At 58.6% G+C, this 20,987-nt stretch carries 22 protein-coding genes; all 22 read right to left on the bottom strand.

The window, feature by feature from the left end:
- Positions 1 to 188: 188 nt before the first annotated feature.
- Entirely contained in the window at positions 189 to 590 is a 402-nt protein-coding gene (locus tag ALO80_RS04060; protein ID WP_004644274.1) for a DUF2802 domain-containing protein, read from the bottom strand.
- Positions 591 to 1,070 carry a chemotaxis protein CheW gene (locus ALO80_RS04055; RefSeq protein ID WP_003370201.1) on the bottom strand — a complete coding sequence of 160 codons (480 nt, stop codon included), beginning with the start codon at positions 1,068 to 1,070 and terminating at the stop codon, positions 591 to 593.
- A gap of 57 nt (positions 1,071 to 1,127) precedes the next feature.
- Positions 1,128 to 2,048, bottom strand: a complete 921-nt coding sequence (locus ALO80_RS04050; RefSeq protein WP_055008034.1) for a CheW domain-containing protein — start codon at positions 2,046 to 2,048, stop codon at positions 1,128 to 1,130.
- Between the two features lie 75 nt (positions 2,049 to 2,123).
- Positions 2,124 to 2,912 carry a ParA family protein gene (locus ALO80_RS04045; protein ID WP_054987609.1) on the bottom strand — a complete coding sequence of 263 codons (789 nt, stop codon included), beginning with the start codon at positions 2,910 to 2,912 and terminating at the stop codon, positions 2,124 to 2,126.
- Between the two features lie 45 nt (positions 2,913 to 2,957).
- Positions 2,958 to 3,845, bottom strand: coding sequence for a flagellar motor protein MotD (motD, locus tag ALO80_RS04040; RefSeq protein ID WP_054987608.1), 888 nt, complete (start codon positions 3,843 to 3,845; stop codon positions 2,958 to 2,960).
- Between the two features lie 6 nt (positions 3,846 to 3,851).
- Positions 3,852 to 4,592, bottom strand: a complete 741-nt coding sequence (locus ALO80_RS04035; protein WP_054987607.1) for a flagellar motor protein — start codon at positions 4,590 to 4,592, stop codon at positions 3,852 to 3,854.
- Positions 4,592 to 5,752, bottom strand: a complete 1,161-nt coding sequence (locus tag ALO80_RS04030; RefSeq protein ID WP_055008033.1) for a protein-glutamate methylesterase/protein-glutamine glutaminase — start codon at positions 5,750 to 5,752, stop codon at positions 4,592 to 4,594. The genes ALO80_RS04035 and ALO80_RS04030 overlap by 1 nt, the downstream gene beginning before the upstream one ends.
- A 50-nt stretch (positions 5,753 to 5,802) precedes the next feature.
- Entirely contained in the window at positions 5,803 to 8,085 is a 2,283-nt protein-coding gene (locus ALO80_RS04025) for a chemotaxis protein CheA (RefSeq protein ID WP_055008032.1), read from the bottom strand.
- Positions 8,086 to 8,118: 33 nt separating this feature from the next.
- Positions 8,119 to 8,904, bottom strand: a complete 786-nt coding sequence (locus ALO80_RS04020) for a protein phosphatase CheZ (RefSeq protein WP_054987604.1) — start codon at positions 8,902 to 8,904, stop codon at positions 8,119 to 8,121.
- Positions 8,905 to 8,923: 19 nt separating this feature from the next.
- Positions 8,924 to 9,298 (bottom strand): chemotaxis response regulator CheY, encoded by a 375-nt coding sequence (locus ALO80_RS04015; protein WP_162491446.1) that lies wholly within the window; start codon positions 9,296 to 9,298, stop codon positions 8,924 to 8,926.
- 256 nt (positions 9,299 to 9,554) lie between these two features.
- A complete protein-coding gene (gene fliA, locus ALO80_RS04010) occupies positions 9,555 to 10,295 on the bottom strand; it encodes an RNA polymerase sigma factor FliA (RefSeq protein WP_002554271.1) in 741 nt (246 codons plus the stop codon).
- Positions 10,292 to 11,125: a flagellar synthesis regulator FleN gene (fleN, locus tag ALO80_RS04005; protein ID WP_003412391.1), complete on the bottom strand. Its 834-nt coding sequence runs from the start codon at positions 11,123 to 11,125 to the stop codon at positions 10,292 to 10,294. The genes fliA and fleN overlap by 4 nt, the downstream gene beginning before the upstream one ends.
- A 115-nt stretch (positions 11,126 to 11,240) precedes the next feature.
- Positions 11,241 to 12,569, bottom strand: coding sequence for a flagellar biosynthesis protein FlhF (gene flhF / locus ALO80_RS04000; RefSeq protein WP_054987603.1), 1,329 nt, complete (start codon positions 12,567 to 12,569; stop codon positions 11,241 to 11,243).
- Positions 12,570 to 12,580: 11 nt separating this feature from the next.
- Positions 12,581 to 14,710: a flagellar biosynthesis protein FlhA gene (gene flhA / locus ALO80_RS03995; protein WP_055008031.1), complete on the bottom strand. Its 2,130-nt coding sequence runs from the start codon at positions 14,708 to 14,710 to the stop codon at positions 12,581 to 12,583.
- A 387-nt stretch (positions 14,711 to 15,097) separates the two neighbouring features.
- Positions 15,098 to 16,234, bottom strand: a complete 1,137-nt coding sequence (flhB, locus tag ALO80_RS03990) for a flagellar biosynthesis protein FlhB (RefSeq protein WP_055008030.1) — start codon at positions 16,232 to 16,234, stop codon at positions 15,098 to 15,100.
- A 1-nt stretch (position 16,235) separates the two neighbouring features.
- On the bottom strand, positions 16,236 to 17,021 hold the full coding sequence (fliR, locus tag ALO80_RS03985) for a flagellar biosynthetic protein FliR (protein WP_055008029.1): 786 nt from the start codon (positions 17,019 to 17,021) through the stop codon (positions 16,236 to 16,238).
- A gap of 6 nt (positions 17,022 to 17,027) precedes the next feature.
- Positions 17,028 to 17,297, bottom strand: a complete 270-nt coding sequence (gene fliQ, locus ALO80_RS03980; protein WP_055008028.1) for a flagellar biosynthesis protein FliQ — start codon at positions 17,295 to 17,297, stop codon at positions 17,028 to 17,030.
- A 25-nt stretch (positions 17,298 to 17,322) separates the two neighbouring features.
- Positions 17,323 to 18,075 (bottom strand): flagellar type III secretion system pore protein FliP, encoded by a 753-nt coding sequence (gene fliP, locus ALO80_RS03975; RefSeq protein ID WP_055008027.1) that lies wholly within the window; start codon positions 18,073 to 18,075, stop codon positions 17,323 to 17,325.
- A complete protein-coding gene (gene fliO / locus ALO80_RS03970) occupies positions 18,075 to 18,515 on the bottom strand; it encodes a flagellar biosynthetic protein FliO (protein ID WP_055008026.1) in 441 nt (146 codons plus the stop codon). Before fliO ends, fliP begins: the two co-directional genes overlap by 1 nt.
- On the bottom strand, positions 18,516 to 18,974 hold the full coding sequence (gene fliN, locus ALO80_RS03965; RefSeq protein WP_002554280.1) for a flagellar motor switch protein FliN: 459 nt from the start codon (positions 18,972 to 18,974) through the stop codon (positions 18,516 to 18,518).
- A gap of 61 nt (positions 18,975 to 19,035) precedes the next feature.
- Entirely contained in the window at positions 19,036 to 20,004 is a 969-nt protein-coding gene (fliM, locus tag ALO80_RS03960; RefSeq protein WP_055008025.1) for a flagellar motor switch protein FliM, read from the bottom strand.
- 9 nt (positions 20,005 to 20,013) lie between these two features.
- Positions 20,014 to 20,514, bottom strand: coding sequence for a flagellar basal body-associated protein FliL (gene fliL / locus ALO80_RS03955; RefSeq protein ID WP_055008024.1), 501 nt, complete (start codon positions 20,512 to 20,514; stop codon positions 20,014 to 20,016).
- Positions 20,515 to 20,987: the final 473 nt, after the last annotated feature.

Here is a 20,987-nt window from a genome sequence, read left to right as displayed (position 1 = left end):
GTCGGGCCGGAAACGGAGCCTGGGGGTTTGCTTACTTTGGCCCCATCAAAGTAAGTCGCCGAGGGGCGAAAAGGTGACTTGAGTCGAACCCCAATCTACCTGACATCACAAAACCACTGTGTGACGCGGAGCGTCACGAACTGCATTCCCACGCGGAGCATGGGAACGATAGCCATCCGAACGAGAAACTAACTCGCTGTATTGCTATGCAGCTTGGTCATCAATTGCGCTTCGGCCTGGGTCAGCCCGCAAGACTGGGTCAGCTCATCGATGCTGGCACCCATGCCCACCAGGCGTGCAGCCTGAGCAAAGGACAGCGTGGAGGGATCGCGCTGTTCCAGTGCGGTAAGCTTGTCGGGCAACGGCGCAACAATGGCACGCAACTCATGCAACGCTTCGCCCATGCGCACCGTGCCGTTCTGGTAGTTGTCCAGACGTCTGGCCAACTCCTTGATCCGCTGATCACGCAAGGCAGCTGCCTCATCACGCTCGGCGTCGAGCTTGCGCTGACGCCTGGTATGGGCCAGGAACATAAACAGGGTGACTACCCAGAGAATGCCCAGGAAGACGACAGCTACCTCAAAGATCAATCAGATGTTCTCCAGCTCGGACCACTCTTCTTCGGACATCATTTTGTCCAGTTCAACCAGAATCAACAGCTCGCCGTTCTTGTTGCAGACGCCCTGAATAAACTTGGCCGATTCATCGTTGCCCACGTTTGGCGCGGTTTCGACTTCGGACTGACGCAAGTAAACCACTTCAGCCACGCTGTCGACCAGAATCCCGACCACTTGCTTGTCGGCTTCGATGATCACGATACGCGTATTGTCGCTGACTTCAACCGGTGCCAGACCAAAACGCTGACGGGTATCGATCACCGTTACAACGTTACCGCGCAGGTTGATGATGCCCAGTACGTAACTTGGCGCACCCGGCACCGGGGCGATTTCAGTGTAGCGCAGCACTTCCTGCACCTGCATTACGTTGATGCCATAGGACTCGTTGTCCAGGCGGAACGTAACCCATTGCAGGATAGGATCTTCGGAACCTTGTGCAGACGACTTATTCATAACCCCAACCCCTCACGTGTGTTCTTTGCAGGTGACGCCACTGGCATCGACCCATGATTATTTCGACTTGTTCAACTGCTTGACCGCGCCACTGGCTATCAGCTCGGCCAACTCTGCAACATCCAGCAACGCGCACATATGCTCGATGACCGTGCCCGCCAGCCATGGACGCTGACCTCGCTGCGTGCGCCACTTGATCTCGTTCGGATCAAGACGCAACGAACGGCTGACCTGATGCACCGCCAGTCCCCATTCGTATCCCTGCACCGAAATCACATACTGCAATCCCTGGCGAAAATCGTCGCGGTAGCGATCAGGCATGATCCAGCGCGCGGTATCCAGCACTTTCAGGTTGCCCGCCTGGCAGGGCAAAATCCCGAGAAACCAGTCCGGCTGACCGAACAGCGGCGTCAGCTCCTGCCCTGCCAGCGGGTAAATCGACCCCAGGCACACCAGAGGCACCGCCAGTGTCAGCCCGGCCACATCGAACAGGAGGCATTCGAACGGCTCGGCGGCCCATGCCGGACGGCCATCGCTGGTCGGCGGTGGCGTCGGCGTCCGCTGTGTGACCAGCGTACTCAACTCGGCGACCGGCTCGACCAGATCGACCGTCGGCACAGCCACTTGCGCATCAGCCACTTCGACCGGCACGGGCACTTCAATCTGCACCGCCTCGGCAACGATCACCGGAGCGGCTTCAACGACAGGCGCAGGCGCTGCGACCTTTACCGCTACAGCCACCGGAGCCGGTGCGGCTACCGCGACCGCCAGCGGTTTGATGCGCGTCTGCATTCGCGCATCAATGGCCTGCTCTTCGAGCACCGCAGCCTGAAATTCGTCGATGCTACTGACAGGCTCTTCAAGCACTTCAGTCGCGTCGTACAGCAGTGCGTCCAGATAAGACTGCAATGCCAGCTTGGGTCGTGTTGCTACTTCTACAGGGCGGTTCATACCGGGGCCCAACAAAAAATGGAGCATGTGCAGCCTGATAGAGTTATCGGCCGCATTGAGGCATCACTTGAGCAAACTGTGTAGAAAGAATAGACGTTCACGTCAGGCCACCTGCGCATTCAGCTGCTCGGCGAGCATATGTTTGAGCAATGCCCGATAAGCGATCACACCACGACTCTTGCTGTCATTCTGCGACGGCGTCAGCCCCAGACGGCTGGCGTCGCGCAGTCGCGTGTCAACAGGCACGTAGGCTTGCCAGACGTGTTCGGGAAAGCTGTCACGCAACAATTTCAAAGTGCCCATCGACGCCTGCGTACGACGGTCGAACAACGTCGGCACGATGGTATAGGGCAACGGCACCTTGCGCGAACGGTTGATCATGGTCAGGGTATTGACCATGCGCTCCAGACCTTTGACGGCAAGGAATTCCGTCTGCACCGGAATCGCCAGCTGCTGACTGGCTGCCAGCGCATTGACCATGAGCACGCCCAGCAGCGGCGGACTGTCGATCAGCGCATAGTCAAAATCCTGCCACAGTTGAGCGAGGCTTTTGGCGATGACCAGCCCCAGACCGCTCTGGCCCGGTGACTGACGCTCCAGCGTTGCAAGCGCGGTGCTCGACGGGATCAGCGAGATACGCTGGTCGCTGGTCGGCAACAGCAACTGGCCAGGGAGTCCGTCCGGCACCGCGCCCTTGTGCAGAAAAAGATCGAAGGCGCTGTGTTCGAGTTCGTCCGGATTGTGCCCGAAATAGCTGGTCATGGAGCCATGGGGGTCCAGATCGACAACGACCACACGCTTGCCTGCGTCGGCCAGCAAGCCGGCCAGGGCAATGGTCGTGGTGGTCTTTCCGACTCCACCTTTCTGGTTGGCAACTGCCCAGACTCTCATTGATGTTTTTCCTTGCGTACAGCAACGACCATGCCGATACGATGTTTAGGGAGCAGGTGACGGAGAATTGACGGCGTTCGCGCGTACCGGCGGCTTTGCTGGCACCGGTGCAGTTTGTGTGCCAGCACGCCTCAATGCCGCATCAGGCTGAACATTGGCCGAACCCGCGCTTGTCAGGCTTCGGCGTACATCCAGATTTCGCGAAATAACCAGCACCACACGGCGGTTCTTTGCGCGTCCGGCAGCAGTGGTGTTGGGCGCAATCGGCTGAAACTCACCGTAACCCACTGAGGCGAGACGTGCCGGGTTGACGCCGTCCATGGCCAGCATGCGCACAATGCTGGCGGAACGAGCCGAAGATAACTCCCAATTGGTCGGAAACTGTGCAGTGCTGATCGGCTGATCGTCAGTAAAGCCCTCGACATGAATCGGGTTGTCGAAGCGTTTGACGATTCCGGAGACCTTTTCGATGATGTTGAAGGCCTTGTCGCTGGGTATGGCGTCACCGCTGACGAACAGCAGACTGGAATTGAGCTCGATCTCGATCCATAACTCGTTGCCACGCACGGTCATCTGATCGGACTTGATCAGATCGCCGAACGCATCGCGCACGTCCTGGGCGATGGTCTGCAACGGATCATCAGAGGCCTGGCCGATACCTGCGTCAGTCTGCTCGCTGTCCTTGACCAACGGTTCGGCAGGCTTGACCGAGAGCGGGCGCTGTTCACCGATCGGGATCGGCTTCATGGTCCGCTCGGTGTCGTTGAAAACGCCAACCAGCGCCTGGGACAGAATCTTGTACTTGCCTTCGTTGACCGAGGAAATCGAGTACATCACCACGAAAAAAGCGAACAGCAGGGTAATGAAGTCGGCATACGACACCAGCCAGCGTTCATGATTTTCGTGTTCTTCGGCCTGACGTCGACGAGCCATGCACTGTTACTCCATGAAGCCTTGCAGCTTGAGTTCGATGGAGCGCGGGTTTTCACCCTCGGCGATGGACAACAGACCCTCGAGCAACATTTCGCGATAACGCGACTGACGGTGGGCAATCGCCTTGAGCTTGTTGGCCACCGGCAACAGGATCAGGTTGGCCGTAGCGACACCGTAGATGGTGGCGACAAAGGCCACCGCAATGCCGCTACCCAACTGGCTGGGGTCAGCCAGGTTGCCCATGACATGAATCAGACCCATCACCGCACCGATGATGCCTACGGTCGGCGCGTAGCCGCCCATGCTTTCAAATACCTTGGCAGCCTGGATATCGCGGGTCTCCTGAGTGATGAAATCCACTTCGAGAATGCTGCGGATCGCTGCAGGCTCGGCACCATCGACCAACAGTTGCAAGCCTTTGCGGGCATAGCTGTCGGGCTCGGAATCGGCGACCGTCTCCAGGCCGAGCAAGCCCTCCTTGCGCGCCGTCATGCTCCAGCCGATCACCCGGTCGACACCGCCGGGCAGATCGATACGAGGAGGAAAAATGATCCAGCGGATGATTTTCATGGCGCGCATGAATGCGCTCATCGGTGACTGCAACAGCGACGCACCCAGTGTGCCGCCCAATACAATCAGGGCTGCCGGGCCATTGAGCAACGCACCGAGGTGTCCGCCTTCGAGAAAATTGCCGCCAATGATCGCGACAAACGCCAGGATCAGGCCGATAAGACTCAGTACATCCATCAGAGACAGGCCTCTACCAGGTGCCGACCGATGTCGTCGAGACTGTAGATCGCGTCTGCAAGCTCAGCCTTGACGATTGCCATCGGCATGCCATAAATCACGCAGCTCGCTTCGTCCTGCGCCCACACCGTACTGCCGACCTGCTTGAGCAGGCGGGCGCCCTCGCGACCGTCGGCGCCCATGCCGGTCAATACGACCGAAAGCACCTTGTCGCCATAGGACTTGGCAGCAGAGCCGAAGGTGATGTCTACGCACGGCTTGTAGTTCAGGCGCTCGTCACCCGGCAGAATCTTCACCGTGCCACGCGCGTCAACCATCATCTGCTTGCCGCCCGGTGCCAGCAAAGCCAGACCCGGGCGCAGAACATCACCGTCCTCCGCTTCCTTGACGCTGATCTTGCACAACTTGTCGAGACGCTCGGCAAAAGCCTTGGTAAAGGCCGCAGGCATGTGCTGAATCAACACCAGCGGCGCCGGAAAGCTGGCTGGCAACTGGGTCAGTACACGTTGCAGCGCAACCGGGCCGCCCGTCGAGGTACCGATAGCCACCAGCTTGTAGGCCTTGCGCTTGGGCGTGCCTGACGTACTCGGGTGCGCCGGTGCATGGTGAGCAGGTGCCGCCGCAGGCGTGGCAGGCGCTGGACTGCGCGCTGGCACGGCACGGGCAGGCGCAGCGGCTGGCGCAGTTGCACGGCCAGGGAGCGTCGGCGACGGCGCAGCAGTCGGCGCAGCGCTGGTCGTACCAAACCCGCTGGAGCGACGGTTACTGCGCGAAATACTGTTGATTTTCTCGCACAGCAGTTGTTTGACCTTCTGCGGGTTGCGCGAAATATCTTCGAAATTCTTGGGCAGAAAATCCACTGCACCGGCGTCCAGCGCGTCCAGCGTCACACGTGCACCTTCGTGCGTGAGTGACGAGAACATCAAGACCGGGGTCGGGATACGCTGCATGATATGGCGAACTGCCGTAATGCCATCCATCATCGGCATTTCGTAGTCCATGGTGATGACGTCAGGTTTGAGCGCCAGCGCTTGCTCAATCGCTTCCTTGCCGTTGGTGGCGGTGCCGACAACTACAATGTTGGGGTCCGAAGAAAGAATTTCCGTAACGCGGCGGCGGAAAAAACCGGAATCATCCACCACCAGGACCTTGACTGCCATAAACACTCCAATAGGTGTTGCAGGCAGCCAGGCTGCCCGCGACCCCGGATTCAAATACGCCGTGCGGCGTAACGCTTGAGCATGCTGGGTACATCGAGAATCAAGGCGATGCGACCGTCACCGGTGATGGTGGCGCCCGACATGCCCGGCGTACCTTGCAGCATCTTGCCCAGCGGTTTGATAACCACTTCTTCCTGGCCGACCAGTTGATCGACAACGAAGCCGATGCGCTGGGTGCCGACCGTCAGGATCACGACGTGCCCTTCTCGCTGCTCTTCATGAGCCGCCGAACTGACCAGCCAGCGCTTGAGGTAGAACAGCGGCAAGGCCTTGTCGCGTACGATCACGACTTCCTGACCATCTACCACGTTGGTGGTCGACAGGTTGAGGTGGAAGATTTCGTTGACGTTGACCAGCGGGAAAGCAAAGGCCTGGTTGCCCAGCATCACCATCAGGGTAGGCATGATCGCCAGGGTCAACGGGACCTTGATGACGATCTTCGAACCCTGGCCCTTGGTCGAATAGATATTGATAGAGCCGTTGAGCTGGGAAATCTTGGTTTTGACCACGTCCATGCCCACACCGCGACCCGACACATCGGAAATCTCGGTCTTGGTCGAGAAACCCGGTGCAAAGATCAGGTTGTAGCAATCGGTGTCACTCAAGCGGTCGGCGGCATCCTTGTCCATGACGCCACGCTTGACCGCGATGGAACGCAATACATTAGGGTCCATGCCCTTGCCGTCATCGGAAATCGACAGCAGGATGTGATCGCCTTCCTGCTCTGCCGAAAGGATGACCCGCCCACCACGGGATTTGCCCGTGGCTTCGCGCTCTTCCGGCGTTTCGATACCGTGGTCGACCGCGTTACGCACCAAGTGGACCAGCGGGTCGGCAAGCGCCTCCACGAGGTTCTTGTCGAGGTCGGTTTCTTCACCGACCAGTTCCAGATTGATCTCTTTCTTGAGCTGACGAGCCAGGTCACGAACCAGACGCGGGAAGCGTCCGAAGACTTTCTTGATCGGCTGCATGCGGGTTTTCATGACCGCAGTCTGCAGGTCGGCGGTGACCACATCCAGGTTGGAAACCGCCTTGGACATAGCTTCATCGCCGCTGTTGAGGCCCAAACGCACCAGGCGGTTACGCACCAGCACCAGTTCGCCGACCATGTTCATGATCTCGTCCAGTCGGGCAGTGTCGACACGAACTGTGGTTTCAGCTTCCGTAGCCACCGGCTTCTCGCCGGTAGGGGCAGGAGCACGCGCAGGGGCAGGTGCCGACGCTGGCTTGGCCGGCTCGGCTTTCGCAGCAGGCGCAGGCGCTGCGGCGGGCTTGGCGGCAGGTGGCGGAGAAACGGCTGCGGCAGTTGCCGGAGCCGGTGCCTTGGCAACGACCGCGTCAGGCTCGAACTTGCCTTTGCCGTGCAATTCGTCGAGCAGGTTTTCGAATTCGTGATCGGTAATTTCGTCCGATGCAGCCGCAGCACTCGGTGCCTTGGCAGCGGCGGCCGCGGGTGCAGCAGCCACAGGAGCGGCTATGGCAGCGTCAAACGAGCCTTTACCGTGCAGTTGATCAAGCAGTGCTTCGAATTCATCATCGGTGATTTCGTCGCTGGCTGGCGCTGCACTGCCACTCTGAGCAGCGGGTGCAGGAACCGGGGCGGCTACAGCATCGGCCGCAAACTTGCCCTTGCCATGCAACTGATCGAGCAGGGATTCAAATTCCTGATCGGTGATTTCATCGCCAGCTGGCGCGACCGCAGCTGCCGGTGCTGCCGACGGAGCCGCAGACACTGGACTGGAGCCGTGCAGCGAATCGAGCAGTTGCTCGAACTCGTCATCGGTAATGTCATCGCTGGCCGCTGGCTCTGCTACCGGAGCGGCAGCTTCAATCGCCGGCTCAGGCTCAGGCTCAGGCTCAGACGCTGCGACTTCGTCTGCAGATTGTGGTTCGGCCAGCCGCGACAGCGCGGCCAGCAGTTCTGGCGTCGCCGCAGTAACGTCAGTCCGTTCACGTACCTGACCGAACATGCTGTTGACGGTGTCCAGAGCTTCCAGGACCACATCCATCAGTTCGGAATCAACGCGACGCTCACCCTTGCGCAGGATGTCGAACACGTTTTCGGCGATGTGGCAGCACTCCACCAGCTCATGGAGCTGGAGGAAGCCGGCGCCCCCTTTTACAGTGTGAAAACCGCGAAAAATTGCATTGAGCAGATCAGCATCATCCGGTCGGCTTTCCAGCTCGACCAATTGCTCTGACAACTGCTCCAGAATTTCGCCGGCCTCTACCAGAAAATCCTGAAGGATTTCTTCATCGGCGCCGAAGCTCATGGGGTGCTCCCTAAAATTAACCGTCAACAGACCTTAGAAGCCGAGGCTCGATAGCAGATCGTCTACATCATCCTGTCCGGATACGACGTCTTCACGTTTATCGGCATGAATCTGCGGACCTTCACCCTTGGCGAGATGTTTTTTAGGATCTTTTTCAGCAAGGATGGATTGTTCGTCATGTTCGATGCCTGCGAAGCGATCGACATGACTGGCCATGAGCACCAGTTTGAGCAGATTGCTTTCGACTTCCGTGACCAGTTGCGTCACGCGCTTGATGACCTGACCCGTAAGGTCCTGGTAATCCTGGGCAAGCAGAATGTCGTTGAGGTGTCCGGAAACCTTATGGGTTTCCTGCTCGGTACGCGTCAGGAAGCCATCGACCCGCTTGGCCAGCTCACGGAATTCCTCGGCACCGATTTCGCGGCGCATGAAGCGTCCCCAGTCATCGCTCAGCGCCTTGGCATCGGAATTGAGACCGGCCATGAGCGGCGTACTTTCCTCGACCAGGTCCATGGTGCGGTTGGCCGCATTCTCGGTCAGCCTCACCACATACGACAGGCGCTCGGTTGCGTCCGTGATCTGCGACACTTCCTCGGCTTGAGGCATGTGTGGATCGATGTGAAAGTTGACGATTGCACTGTGCAGCTCACGAGTCAGCTTGCCCACTTCCTGATAAAGGCCGCGGTCGCGTGTCTGGTTGAGTTCATGGATCAGCTGCACAGCGTCACCAAAGCGACCTTTTTCAAGGCTGGTGACGAGTTCCTGCGCGTGTCTTTTTAAGGTCGACTCAAAGTCGGCCATCGAATCATTGTTATCCATAGCGCCCTCGCGGCATGCATCAGCTATTGACGCGTTCAAAGATCTTTTCGATCTTCTCTTTCAGCGCTTGAGCCGTGAATGGCTTGACTACATAACCGTTCACCCCGGCCTGGGCAGCTTCAATGATCTGCTCACGCTTGGCTTCGGCAGTGACCATCAGCACGGGAAGGCTTTTGAGGCGATCGTCCTTGCGGACCTCGCGCAGCAGATCGATGCCGGACATGCCAGGCATGTTCCAGTCCGTCACCAGAAAGTCAAAGGCACCGCTTTGCAGCATCGGCAATGCGGTCAGACCATCATCCGCTTCCGATGTGTTGGTAAACCCCAGATCACGCAAAAGGTTCTTGATGATCCGCCGCATCGTTGAGAAGTCATCAACGATGAGGATTTTCATGTTCTTGTCCAATTCGACCTCCAAGCAGTCTTTAACGCGTTCAGCACCTGAACACGCTGTTCACTCAATACTGGCACAGCACACCCCCGGCTGTACGAAACGACGACGGGCTTGGCACAACAACAGGCAAAGACCTGAACAACAAGCCCATCAGGGCACTGCCCGACAGGCTTTTGACTCGTCTATCCTGTTACCACGTAACGCTCTGCACAGCCGGTATGCAGATACTGCGCGACCACAGGCCGCACCGCATCTGTCAACGCGCTCGCCACTCCCCCAAACGCCCTCGCAAACGAGCTGCGCACTGGCTGTGTAACTGACTGACCCGAGATTCGCTGACCCCTAGAACTTCTCCGATTTCCTTGAGGTTCAGCTCTTCGTCGTAGTACAGCGCCAACACCAGACGCTCGCGCTCTGGCAGGTTGGCAATTGCATCGGCCAACGCAGCCTGGAAGCGCTCGTCTTCCAGGTCGCGCGACGGCTCAAGCGAACCGCTTGCGCCATCCTCATGCAGCCCTTCGTGATCGCCGTCCTGAAGCAGGTCGTCGAAACTGAAGAGGCGGCTGCCCAAGGTGTCGTTCAAAATCCCGTAATAATCATCGAGACTCAACTGGAGTTCGGCCGCAACCTCGTGATCTTTAGCATCACGACCAGTTTTAGCTTCAATTGCCCGAATTGCGTCACTGACCATGCGGGTATTGCGGTGCACCGAGCGTGGTGCCCAGTCCCCTTTGCGCACTTCATCCAGCATCGCACCACGGATGCGAATACCGGCGTAGGTCTCGAAACTCGCACCCTTGGTGGAATCGTATTTGGTCGAGACTTCAAGCAGACCGATCATGCCGGCCTGGATCAGATCCTCGACCTGCACACTGGCCGGCAAGCGCGCCAGCAGATGATAAGCGATACGCTTGACCAATGGCGCATAACGCTCGATCAACTCGTACTGTGAGTTACGGGAAGCCTTGCTGTACATCTGGTAGCCGCTCGCAGTCATTGCACAGGCCCTGCACTGGTCTGGTGAACGAGTCGCTCAACGAAGAACTCGAGATGGCCCCGCGGATTGGCTGGCAACGGCCAGGTATCAACCTTCTGGGCAATGGCCTTGAACGCCAGTGCACATTTGGAACGCGGGAATGCTTCGTAGACGGCGCGCTGCTTCTGCACGGCCTTGCGCACGCACTCGTCGTACGGCACGGCACCTACATACTGCAGCGCAACATCAAGAAAACGGTCCGTTACTTTGGTGAGTTTGGCGAACAGGTTGCGCCCTTCCTGAGGGCTCTGCGCCATGTTGGCCAGGACCCGGAAACGGTTCATGCCGTAGTCGCGATTGAGCAGCTTGATCAGGGCGTAGGCATCGGTGATCGACGTGGGCTCGTCGCACACCACCAGCAACACTTCCTGAGCGGCGCGCACGAAGCTGACCACCGATTCGCCGATACCGGCAGCCGTGTCGATCACAAGTACATCGAGGTTGTCGCCAATCTCGCTGAACGCCTGGATCAACCCTGCATGCTGGGCCGGGGACAGATGCACCATGCTCTGGGTGCCGGAGGCGGCAGGCACGATACGAACCCCACCCGGCCCCTGCAACAGAACGTCGCGCAATTCACAACGGCCCTCTATCACATCGGCCAGCGTACGTTTAGGCGTCAGCCCAAGCAGAACGTCGACATTGGCCAGACCCAGATCGGCATCCAGCAGCATGACGCGCCGGCCAAGCTCGGCAAGGGCCAGTGAAAGGTTCACTGACACGTTAGTCTTACCGACGCCACCTTTGCCACCGGTCACCGCGATAACCTGTACGGGATGCATGCTGCCCATGTTATTTCTTTACCTTGTCTTGCGTAGACCGAAACCACATCGAGGGCTGCACGTTCACAAACGAACACTGCCTGGCAGACCGTTGACGCAGGGACATTCCAATAATATCCATCACTTAACCCACTCTCTTGCCAGGGGTGTGATAGAGGTCAGCAAACATATCAGCCATTGCTTCCTCGCTAGGCTCATCCTGCATCTGCACACTCACCGCGCGGCTTACCAGTTGATGACGACGCGGGGTATGCAGGTCATCAGGAATACGTGGTCCGTCCGTGAGGTAGGCCACAGGTAATTCATGACTGATCGCCAGGCTCAGGACTTCGCCGAGGCTGGCTGTTTCATCAAGCTTGGTCAGAATGCATCCGGCCAGGCCACAACGTTTGTAACTGTGATAAGCCGCTGTCAGAACCTGCTTCTGGCTGGTGGTTGCCAGGACCAGATAGTTACGCGACTTGATGCCGCGCCCTGCGAGGCTTTCCAGTTGCATGCGCAGTGCCGGATCGCTGGCTTGCAGGCCTGCGGTATCGATCAGCACTACGCGCTTGCGCAGCAGCGGTTCCAGCGCCTGGACCAGAGACTGACCAGGATCGACATGAGTGACCGGCACGTTGAGGATGCGCCCAAGGGTCTTGAGCTGCTCCTGTGCGCCGATGCGGAAACTGTCCATGCTGACCAGCGCGATGTTTTGCGGGCCGTACTTCAACACATAACGTGCCGCCAGCTTGGCCAGCGTGGTGGTCTTGCCCATACCGGCAGGCCCGACCATGGCAATCACTCCACCCTCTTCGAGCGGCTCGATGTCCGGAACAGCAATCATGCGTGCCAGATGGGCCAGCAGCATGCGCCAGGCCTGACGAGGCTCGTCGATCTCCGGAATCATCGACAGCAGATCGCGCGACAGCGGGCCGGACAGACCGACACGTTGCAGGCGACGCCACAGATTGGCCTGCTGCGGCCGACTGCCCTGCAGCTGGTTCCAGGCCAGGGAGCCGAGCTGGACTTCCAGCAGCTCGCGCAGGCCATTCAGTTCGGAGCGCATCGAGTCGTAGGCGCGCTGGCCAACGGCCGGCTCTGCAGCGGCTGGCGGCGTGTATGCGAATGGACGCGGCGGCTCTTCAAGCGTCGGCTCGATGTGCGTGTCCACAGCGCTGGCCGGCTTGCCGGAAAACAGCTGCAGATTGATCGACGCATCGCTGTCGCTGCGGTTATTCAATTCGGCCTGAGCGGAGACGATGCGCGACTGGGTCTTGCGCAGCTCGTCTTCAAGCTCCATGTTCGGCACGCGCGGTGCGAGGGCGGACAGCTTGTAATCCAGAGCGGCAGTCAGCTCTACGCCACCGGCAATGCGCCGGTTACCGATGATGGCCGCCTCGGCGCCCAGCTCATCTCGAACCAGTTTCATGGCTTGACGCATATCGGCGGCGAAAAATCGCTTAACTTGCATGACTCACTACCTCAGCCGTTCGGCCCGACAGTCGCTACGATGGTTACTTGCTTGTTGTCCGGAATTTCCTGATACGCCAGAACATGCATGTTCGGTACAGCCAATCGTCCAAATCGTGACAGCATCGCCCGGACAGGCCCTGCTACCAGAAGAATTACCGGCAACCCTTGCATCTCCTGACGCTGGGCGGCCTCAATCAACGAACGCTGGAGCTTCTCAGCCATGCTCGGCTCAAGAAGAACGCCTTCTTCCTGACCCTGACCAGCCTTCTGCAAACTATTGAGCAATATCTGTTCCAACCTTGGCTCCAGAGTGATAACAGGCAGCTCCGGCTCAACCCCTACAATGCTTTGGACGATTGCGCGGCTCAGACCCACGCGCACGGCGGCCACCAAAGCGGCGGTATCTTGACTCTTACCGGCGTTGTTGGCGATAGCCTCTGCAATGCTGCGAACATCACGCACAGGTACATGTTCAGCCAGAAGCGCTTGCAGCACGTTGAGCAGCGAGGACAGGGACAGGACGCCCGGGACCAGCTCTTCAGCCAGCTTGGGCGAGCTTTTGGCCAGCAATTGCATCAATTGCTGGACTTCTTCGTGACCAATCAGCTCATGAGAGTGCTTATAGAGAATCTGGTTCAAGTGGGTTGCCACTACAGTGCTGGCATCCACCACGGTATACCCCAGCGACTGTGCCTGGCTGCGCTGGCTGATTTCGATCCATACAGCCTCCAGACCAAACGCCGGGTCTCTGGCGGTGATGCCGTTCAGGGTCCCGAAGACTTGACCGGGGTTGATCGCCAGCTCACGATCCGGGTAGATTTCGGCCTCGGCCAGAATCACACCCATCAGTGTCAGGCGATAAGCGCTGGGTGCCAGATCGAGGTTGTCACGGATGTGTACGGTCGGCATCAGGAAGCCAAGTTCCTGCGACAGCTTCTTGCGCACGCCCTTGATACGCGCCAGCAACTGACCACCCTGATTGCGGTCCACCAGCGGAATCAGGCGATAACCCACTTCCAGCCCGATGATATCGATGGGCGTCACGTCGTCCCAACCCAGTTCCTTGGCGTCTTGAACGCGGGTCGGCGACGGCAGCAGATCCTGTTGACGCTGCACTTCAGCCAGCGCTTCGACCTTCACCTGATTCTCTTTCTTCCAGAGCAGATACGCGCCGCCCGCCGCTACCAGGCCAAGGCTGATGAAGGAGAAGTGCGGCATACCCGGCACCAGTCCCATCACGATCATGATCGCAGCAGAAACGGCCAGCGCCTTGGGCGAGGCAAACATTTGCCGATTGATCAGCTTACCCATCTCTTCCGAACCGGAAGCGCGGGTCACCATGATCGCAGCGGCAGTCGACAAAAGCAGTGATGGCAATTGCGCCACCAAACCGTCACCGATGGTCAGCAGCGTGTACACGCGGCCTGCGTCGGCGAAGGTCATGTTGTGTTGCAGAATACCGACCAGCATGCCGCCGATCAGGTTGATGAACAGGATCAGCAGACCGGCAATCGCATCGCCGCGCACGAATTTGCTGGCACCGTCCATCGAACCGTAGAACTCGGCCTCTTGAGCGACTTCGGCACGGCGGCGCTTGGCTTCCGGTTGATCGATAAGGCCGGCGTTGAGGTCCGCGTCGATGGCCATCTGCTTGCCTGGCATCGCGTCGAGGGTGAAGCGCGCGCTGACCTCGGAAATACGGCCGGCACCTTTGGTGATTACCACGAAGTTGATGATCATCAGAATCGCGAACACCACGATACCGACGACATAGTTGCCACCGATCACAACTTCACCGAAGGCCTGAATCACCTTGCCCGCAGCGGCATGACCGTCCTGACCGTGAAGCATGACCACACGCGTGGAAGCAACGTTGAGTGCCAGACGCAGCAACGTGGCGACCAGCAGAATGGTTGGAAACACCGAGAAGTCCAGTGGCCGCAGGGCGTAAACGCACACCAGCAGCACGACGATGGACAGTGCAATGTTGAACGTGAAGAACACGTCCAGCAGGAATGGCGGCATCGGCAACATCATCATTGCCATCATGACCAGCAACAACAGCGGAACGCCCAACTGACCACGGCCAAGGCCTGTGATATTGCTGCGTGCGCTACTGAATATCTGAGAACGATCCACTGATTGTTTACCTGCGCACTAGATCAAAACATTGACGCCGATGGCGACCTGTATCGACCCTATTGCAAAAAGCTGTCCAACTTTTACAAAGCCAGTGGCGGTAAGGCTTTAGAGGCAGAAGTAACGTAAAACCGGCGTGCCTGTCGCAGTCAGAAAATCTTCAGGAGCGGACGCAGAGCGTCCAGAATGGCATGCGACGCAGAGCGTCGCACGATAGTTGAAGTTATCGTTCCTCATGCTCCAGGGCAGGAATGCCGAAGGTAATGCTCTGCGTCGCAAATCTGCGTCGCACCGCGCGCCCAAGAGCGGACGCGGAGCGTCAGGAGCCGCATACCCATGCGGAGCGCGGGCACGATGGTGGCCTGCTGGCAACGAAGGAGTCAGGGGCTACGCATCGCGCTGCAGGTCGGGCGGGATCTTGATGTCGCCCAGCGGGTCGGGACGCTTGCCCTGGCCGGCGCGGAACTGGCGGATCTGGTAGACGTAGGCCAGCACTTGGGCCACAGCCAGATACAGTCCGGCGGGGATTTCCTGATCCAGCTCGGTGCTGTAATAGATGGAGCGGGCCAGCGCAGCCGATTCCAGAATCAGAATCTGGTTGTGTGCGCCTATTTCACGAATTTTCAGCGCCACCAGATCAGTACCCTTGGCCAGCAACATCGGCGCCCCGCCCTGCTCGGGATCGTATTTCAGGGCGACGGCAAAGTGCGTCGGGTTGGTGATGATGACGTCTGCCTCCGGAATTGACGCCATCATCCGCCGCTGGGACATTTCGCGCTGCAACTGACGAATACGCTGTTTGACTTCCGGGCTGCCCTCACTGTTCTTGTGCTCGTCACGTACTTCCTGCTTGGTCATCAGCAGCTTCTTGTGCGCCTCCCACAGCACGAACGGCACGTCGGCTGCAGCAATGAACATCAGGCCGCAGGCCATCCAGAAGCTGCTCCAGCCCACCACCTGCAGACTGTGGATCATCGCCTGCTCCAATGGCTCATGGGCGATGGCCACCAGATCGTTGCGCTCCTTGCTCAAAACCACCAGCGCAACCGCGAGGATGATCAGAAATTTGCCGAAAGATTTCAGCAGCTCGACCAGCGCGTGTGGTGAAAACATGCGCTTGAGCCCTGCCGCCGGGTTCATCCGGCTGAATTTGGGCATCAGCGATTTGGTTGCGAACAACCAGCCGCCCAACATGATCGGCCCGACCAGCGCCGCCACCAGCATGGCGATCAGAAACGGCAGCATCACCACCAGCGCATGCAGACCGGAACTGAGCAAGGCCTTGCCCATGTATGACTGATCCATGAGGGTTTCACGGCTGATCGTGAAGTTGTCGCGCATCAACTCGGACATCATCTGCGCAATGCCTGAGCCGAACATCAGCAATCCGCCCGCCCCCATCAGCATCACCACCAGTGTGGTCAGCTCCTTGGAGCGTGCAATCTGCCCGTCCGCTCTGGAGTCCTTGACCTTTTTTTCCGTGGGGTCCTCTGTCTTGTCCTGGCCATTCTCGTTTTCTGCCATTTCAACGAGCCCTCACCATGTCGCGCAACGATTGCAGTGCCTGACTGGCAATCGGCTGATACTGATTGAGAATATCGCCCATGCTCATCCACAGGATGACCATGCCCAGCACCAGGGTCAGCGGGAAACCGATGGAAAAGATGTTCAGCTGTGGCGCGGCACGGGTCATTACCCCGAACGCAATGTTGATGATCAGTAGCGCAGTGATCGCAGGCAACACCAGCCTGAGACCGGAACTCAGCACCCAGCCCAGCCCGGTCGCCAGCTCCCAGAAGTTATTGACCAGCAGACCACTGCCGACCGGCATGGTGGTAAAGCTCTCGACGAGAATTTCCAGCACCACCAGATGGCCGTTCATGGACAGGAACAGCAGCGTGACCAGCATGGTGAAGAACTGGCCGATGACCGCCGAAGAAACGCCGTTGGTAGGGTCGACCATCGACGCAAAGCCCATACCCATCTGGGTCGAGATGATCTGTCCGGCCACCACGAAGATGTGAAAGAACAATTGCAGGGACAGGCCCATTCCGGCGCCGATGATAATCTGCTCACCAATCAGCAACAGCGCGCTCAGGTCGAGCGCCTGTACCGGCGGCAAGGCTGGCAGGGCCGGAGCCACCACCACGGTAATGGCCACGGCAAAATACAAGCGCACGCGTCGGGGAACCAGCGTGGTTCCGATGACCGGCATGGTCATCAGCAACGCAACGATGCGAAACAGCGGCAGCATGAAGCTGGCTACCCAGGTACTGATCTGGGTATCGGTCAGCGCAAGCATCGGCTGCATGCAGCGCTAGCCGATCAGGGTCGGAATACTGTTGTACAGCGACAGCATGTATTCCATGAATATTTTCAACAGCCACGGGCCAATGACGATCAGTGTCACGAGCATCACCAGCAGGCGCGGCAGGAAGCTCAAGGTCTGTTCGTTGATCTGCGTGGCAGCCTGAAACATGGCCACCAGCAAACCGCACAACAGGCTCGGCACCACAAGAATCGCAACCAGCACAGTGGTCAGCCACAGCGCCTCGCGAAACAGATCGACAGCTACTTCCGGCGTCATCGGGCGGGCTCCTCAGTAAAACGGCTCATACGCCACCAAAACTGCCAGCCAGGGTGCCGACGATCAGCGCCCAGCCATCCACCAGCACGAACAGCATGATCTTGAACGGCAGGGAAATGATCAGCGGCGACAGCATCATCATACCCATCGCCATCAGCACGCTGGCCACCACCAGATCGATGATCAGGAACGGAATGAAGATCATGAAACCGATCTGAAACGCCGTCTTGAGCTCCGAAATCACGAACGCAGGGACAAGAATGGTCAGCGGCGCAGCATCCGGGGTCGGGATGTCGGTGCGCTTGGACAGGCGCATGAACAGCTCGAGGTCACTGGTGCGGGTTTGTGCCAGCATGAAATCCTTGATCGGCACCTGAGCCTTGGCGACGGCATCCTGCGCCGTGAGCTTTTCAGCCAGATAAGGCTGTAGCGCATCCTGATTCACACGGTCGAACACCGGGGCCATGATGAACATGGTCAGAAACAGCGCCATGCCGGTCAGGATCTGGTTCGACGGCGTCTGTTGCAAGCCGAGGGCCTGACGCAGAATCGAGAAGACGATGATGATCCGCGTGAAACTGGTCATCAACATGACAAACGCCGGAATGAAGCTCAGCGCGGTCATGATCAGCAGAATCTGCAGACTGACCGAATACTCCTGCTGGCCATCGGCACCGTTGGACAATGTGATCGCCGGGATCGACAGCGGATCGGCCGCCAGCGCAACAGGCGTCACCATGACCAGCAACAGCAGTATCAGGAAACGCAAGGCGCCCATTACTTCTTGTCCTTATCCTTGCCCATCAGCTCCATCAGGCGCTGAGCGAATTCAGGGGTCGCCTGCTCACGCACAGGCACCTGTACCGGCTCCTTGAGCACATGCAGGGGCGTGATCCGCCCTGGCGTGATACCCAGCAGCACTTGCTCGTTGCCGATCTGTACCAGCACCAGCCGATCACGCGGCCCCAGCGCGCGCGAACTCACCAGCTCGATCACCTGACCGTTGTTCGGCCCCACGCGCTGCACGCGGCGCATCAGCCAGGCGAGCACAAAAATCAGGCCGACCACCAGTATCAAACCGAACAGCAGTTGCACCACCTGCCCGCCCATGCCGGCGGAAACCGTATTGGCCACTTGCGCAGGCGCTGCCTGAACCGCAGGTTCGACGGCCTGCGCCAGCGACGGAACGGTCAGCAGAACACTCAGCCAGCGCCTCACTTAGCGCAGCTTCTTGATGCGTTCGCTCGGGCTGATCACGTCAGTCAGACGGATGCCGAACTTCTCGTTGACCACCACCACCTCACCGTGCGCGATGAGCGTCCCGTTGACCAACACGTCCAGCGGCTCGCCAGCCAGACGATCCAGCTCGATCACCGAGCCCTGGTTGAGCTGCAGCAGGTTACGGATATTGATGTCGGTGCTGCCCACTTCCATGGAGATCGACACCGGGATGTCAAGAATCACATCCAGATTAGGCCCATCCAGAGAAACCGGCCCCGTGCTTTTCGGCACGCTGCCGAACTCTTCCATGGTCATCCGGCTACCCGAATTCCCCGCATCCGCAGCCAGCAACGCATCGATGTCAGCCTGACTGTCGCCAGCTTCGCCCAATGCAGCAGCCCACTCATCGGCCAACGCCTGATCTTCAGCAGACGTCATATCGTTTTCATCAGCCATCAGTTGTCCTCTGCACGCAGTATTTCAGTTACGCAACAATTTCCGACGTCGACCAGACAGGTCAGCGTCGCGCTATGGGTTCGATTACTTGCAGGGCCATCTTGCCCTTGTGCGAGCCAAGCTTGACCTTGAATGAAGGTACGCCATTGGCACGCATGACCAGCGAGTCGCTCAATTCCACCGGGATCACATCACCAGGTCGCATGTGCAGGATGTCCCGCAGCGGCAGCTGACGCTGGGCGATGGTCGTAGTAAGAGGCACATTGACATCCAGCACGTCTTCCTTGAGCGCATTGACCCAGCGCTCGTCCTGATCGTCCAGATCCGACTGGAAGCCGGCATCGAGCATTTCGCGAATCGGCTCGATCATCGAGTACGGCATGGTCACGTGCAGATCGCCGCCGCCGCCATCCAGTTCGATGTGGAACGTGGAAATCACCACGGCCTCGCTTGGCCCGACGATGTTGGCCATGGCCGGGTTCACTTCCGAGTTTATGTACTCGAAGTTCACCTCCATGATCGCCTGCCAGGCTTCCTTGAGGTCGATGAACGCCTGATCCAGCACCATGCGCACGACACGCAGTTCGGTCGGCGTGAACTCCCGGCCTTCGATCTTGGCGTGACGACCGTCACCGCCGAAAAAGTTGTCCACCAGCTTGAACACCAGCTTGGCGTCGAGGATGAACAGGGCCGTGCCACGCAGCGGCTTGATCTTGGCCAGATTAAGACTGGTCGGCACGTACAGCGAATGCACGTACTCACCAAACTTCATGACCTGGACACCGCCGACCGCCACGTCCGCCGAGCGGCGCAGCAGGTTGAACATACTGATGCGCGTGTAGCGGGCGAAGCGCTCGTTGATCATTTCCAGTGTCGGCATGCGTCCGCGGACGATCCGGTCCTGACTGGTCAGGTCGTAACTTTTGACGCTGCCAGGTTCGCTGACGGCGTCGGTCTGGACCATCCCGTCGTCGACGCCATGCAGCAGCGCGTCGATCTCATCCTGGGAGAGCAGGTCTTGCACGGCCATGTGAGAGTCCTACTGCAATACGAAGTTAGTGAAGAGCAGCTGTTCGATCACAGTCTTGCCGAGTTCTTTCTGGGCCACTTCCTGAATGCTCGCGGTCGCTTTTTGACGCAGCATTTCCTGGCCGATCGGCGAGGCCAGCGATTCGAAAGGAATGGCGGCAAACAGCATGACCAGATTGTTACGGATCAGGGGCATGTGCACTTTCAGCGCTTCCATGTCAGCGGCGTTACGTCCCAGCATGGTAATGCTGACCTGCATATAGCGTTGACGACCGTTTGCATTGAAGTTGACCACGAAGGCCGGGGTCATCGGTTCGAACACCGCCACCGGCTTGACGTTTGCCGCGGCAGCGGCAGCCGCTGGATCCGGTGCGCTTTCGCTCTTGTGCATGAGGAACCAGGTCGCACCTACCGACAAGCCTACCGCCAGCAGCAACGCCACCACGGCGAGGATGATGAGCTTGAGTTTGCCTTTGGTTGCCGGGTCTTTAACTTCTTCGCTCTTCGCCATGCCAATAATCCGTCACTATTCAAGAGGTTCTTCAATACGTGACAGAGGCAGAGCAAGTGTTATGCCAGAGTTGTACAGGAGGGAATGTATCGGACACAAACCGTTACGCGCCTGGGCGCGGAAGGATCGTGATTCTTGTGTCGGTGCTGTGGGTTTGGCATCGCGTTAATGGGAGCTCGCAAGACCTGTGTCAAATTGCACCGCGAAAAGTCTTCATGCTTGCCTGCTACTCGTTACCTGCCACTACGAAAAAATGCTTTCAACCGCGATGGCACAGACATCACAGAACCGCCGTGACGCAGAGCGTCACGAACTGCATTCCGACGCGGAGCGTCGGCACGATAATCAAAATAAAATCATGCCTTGCACACAGCCGCTGCCAACGCAGTGCTTTTCAACCACGATGGCACAAACAACGCAGAGCGCGACGTAAGTGACGGCTAAGTCCTGACGAAGTCGGGCCGGAAACGGAG

It is taken from the genome of Pseudomonas caricapapayae (assembly GCF_001400735.1).
In the GTDB taxonomy this organism is placed as follows: Bacteria; Pseudomonadota; Gammaproteobacteria; order Pseudomonadales; family Pseudomonadaceae; genus Aquipseudomonas; species Aquipseudomonas caricapapayae.
Note: the sequence above shows the minus strand (reverse complement) of the source record. Positions and strands in the feature narration are given on the sequence as shown.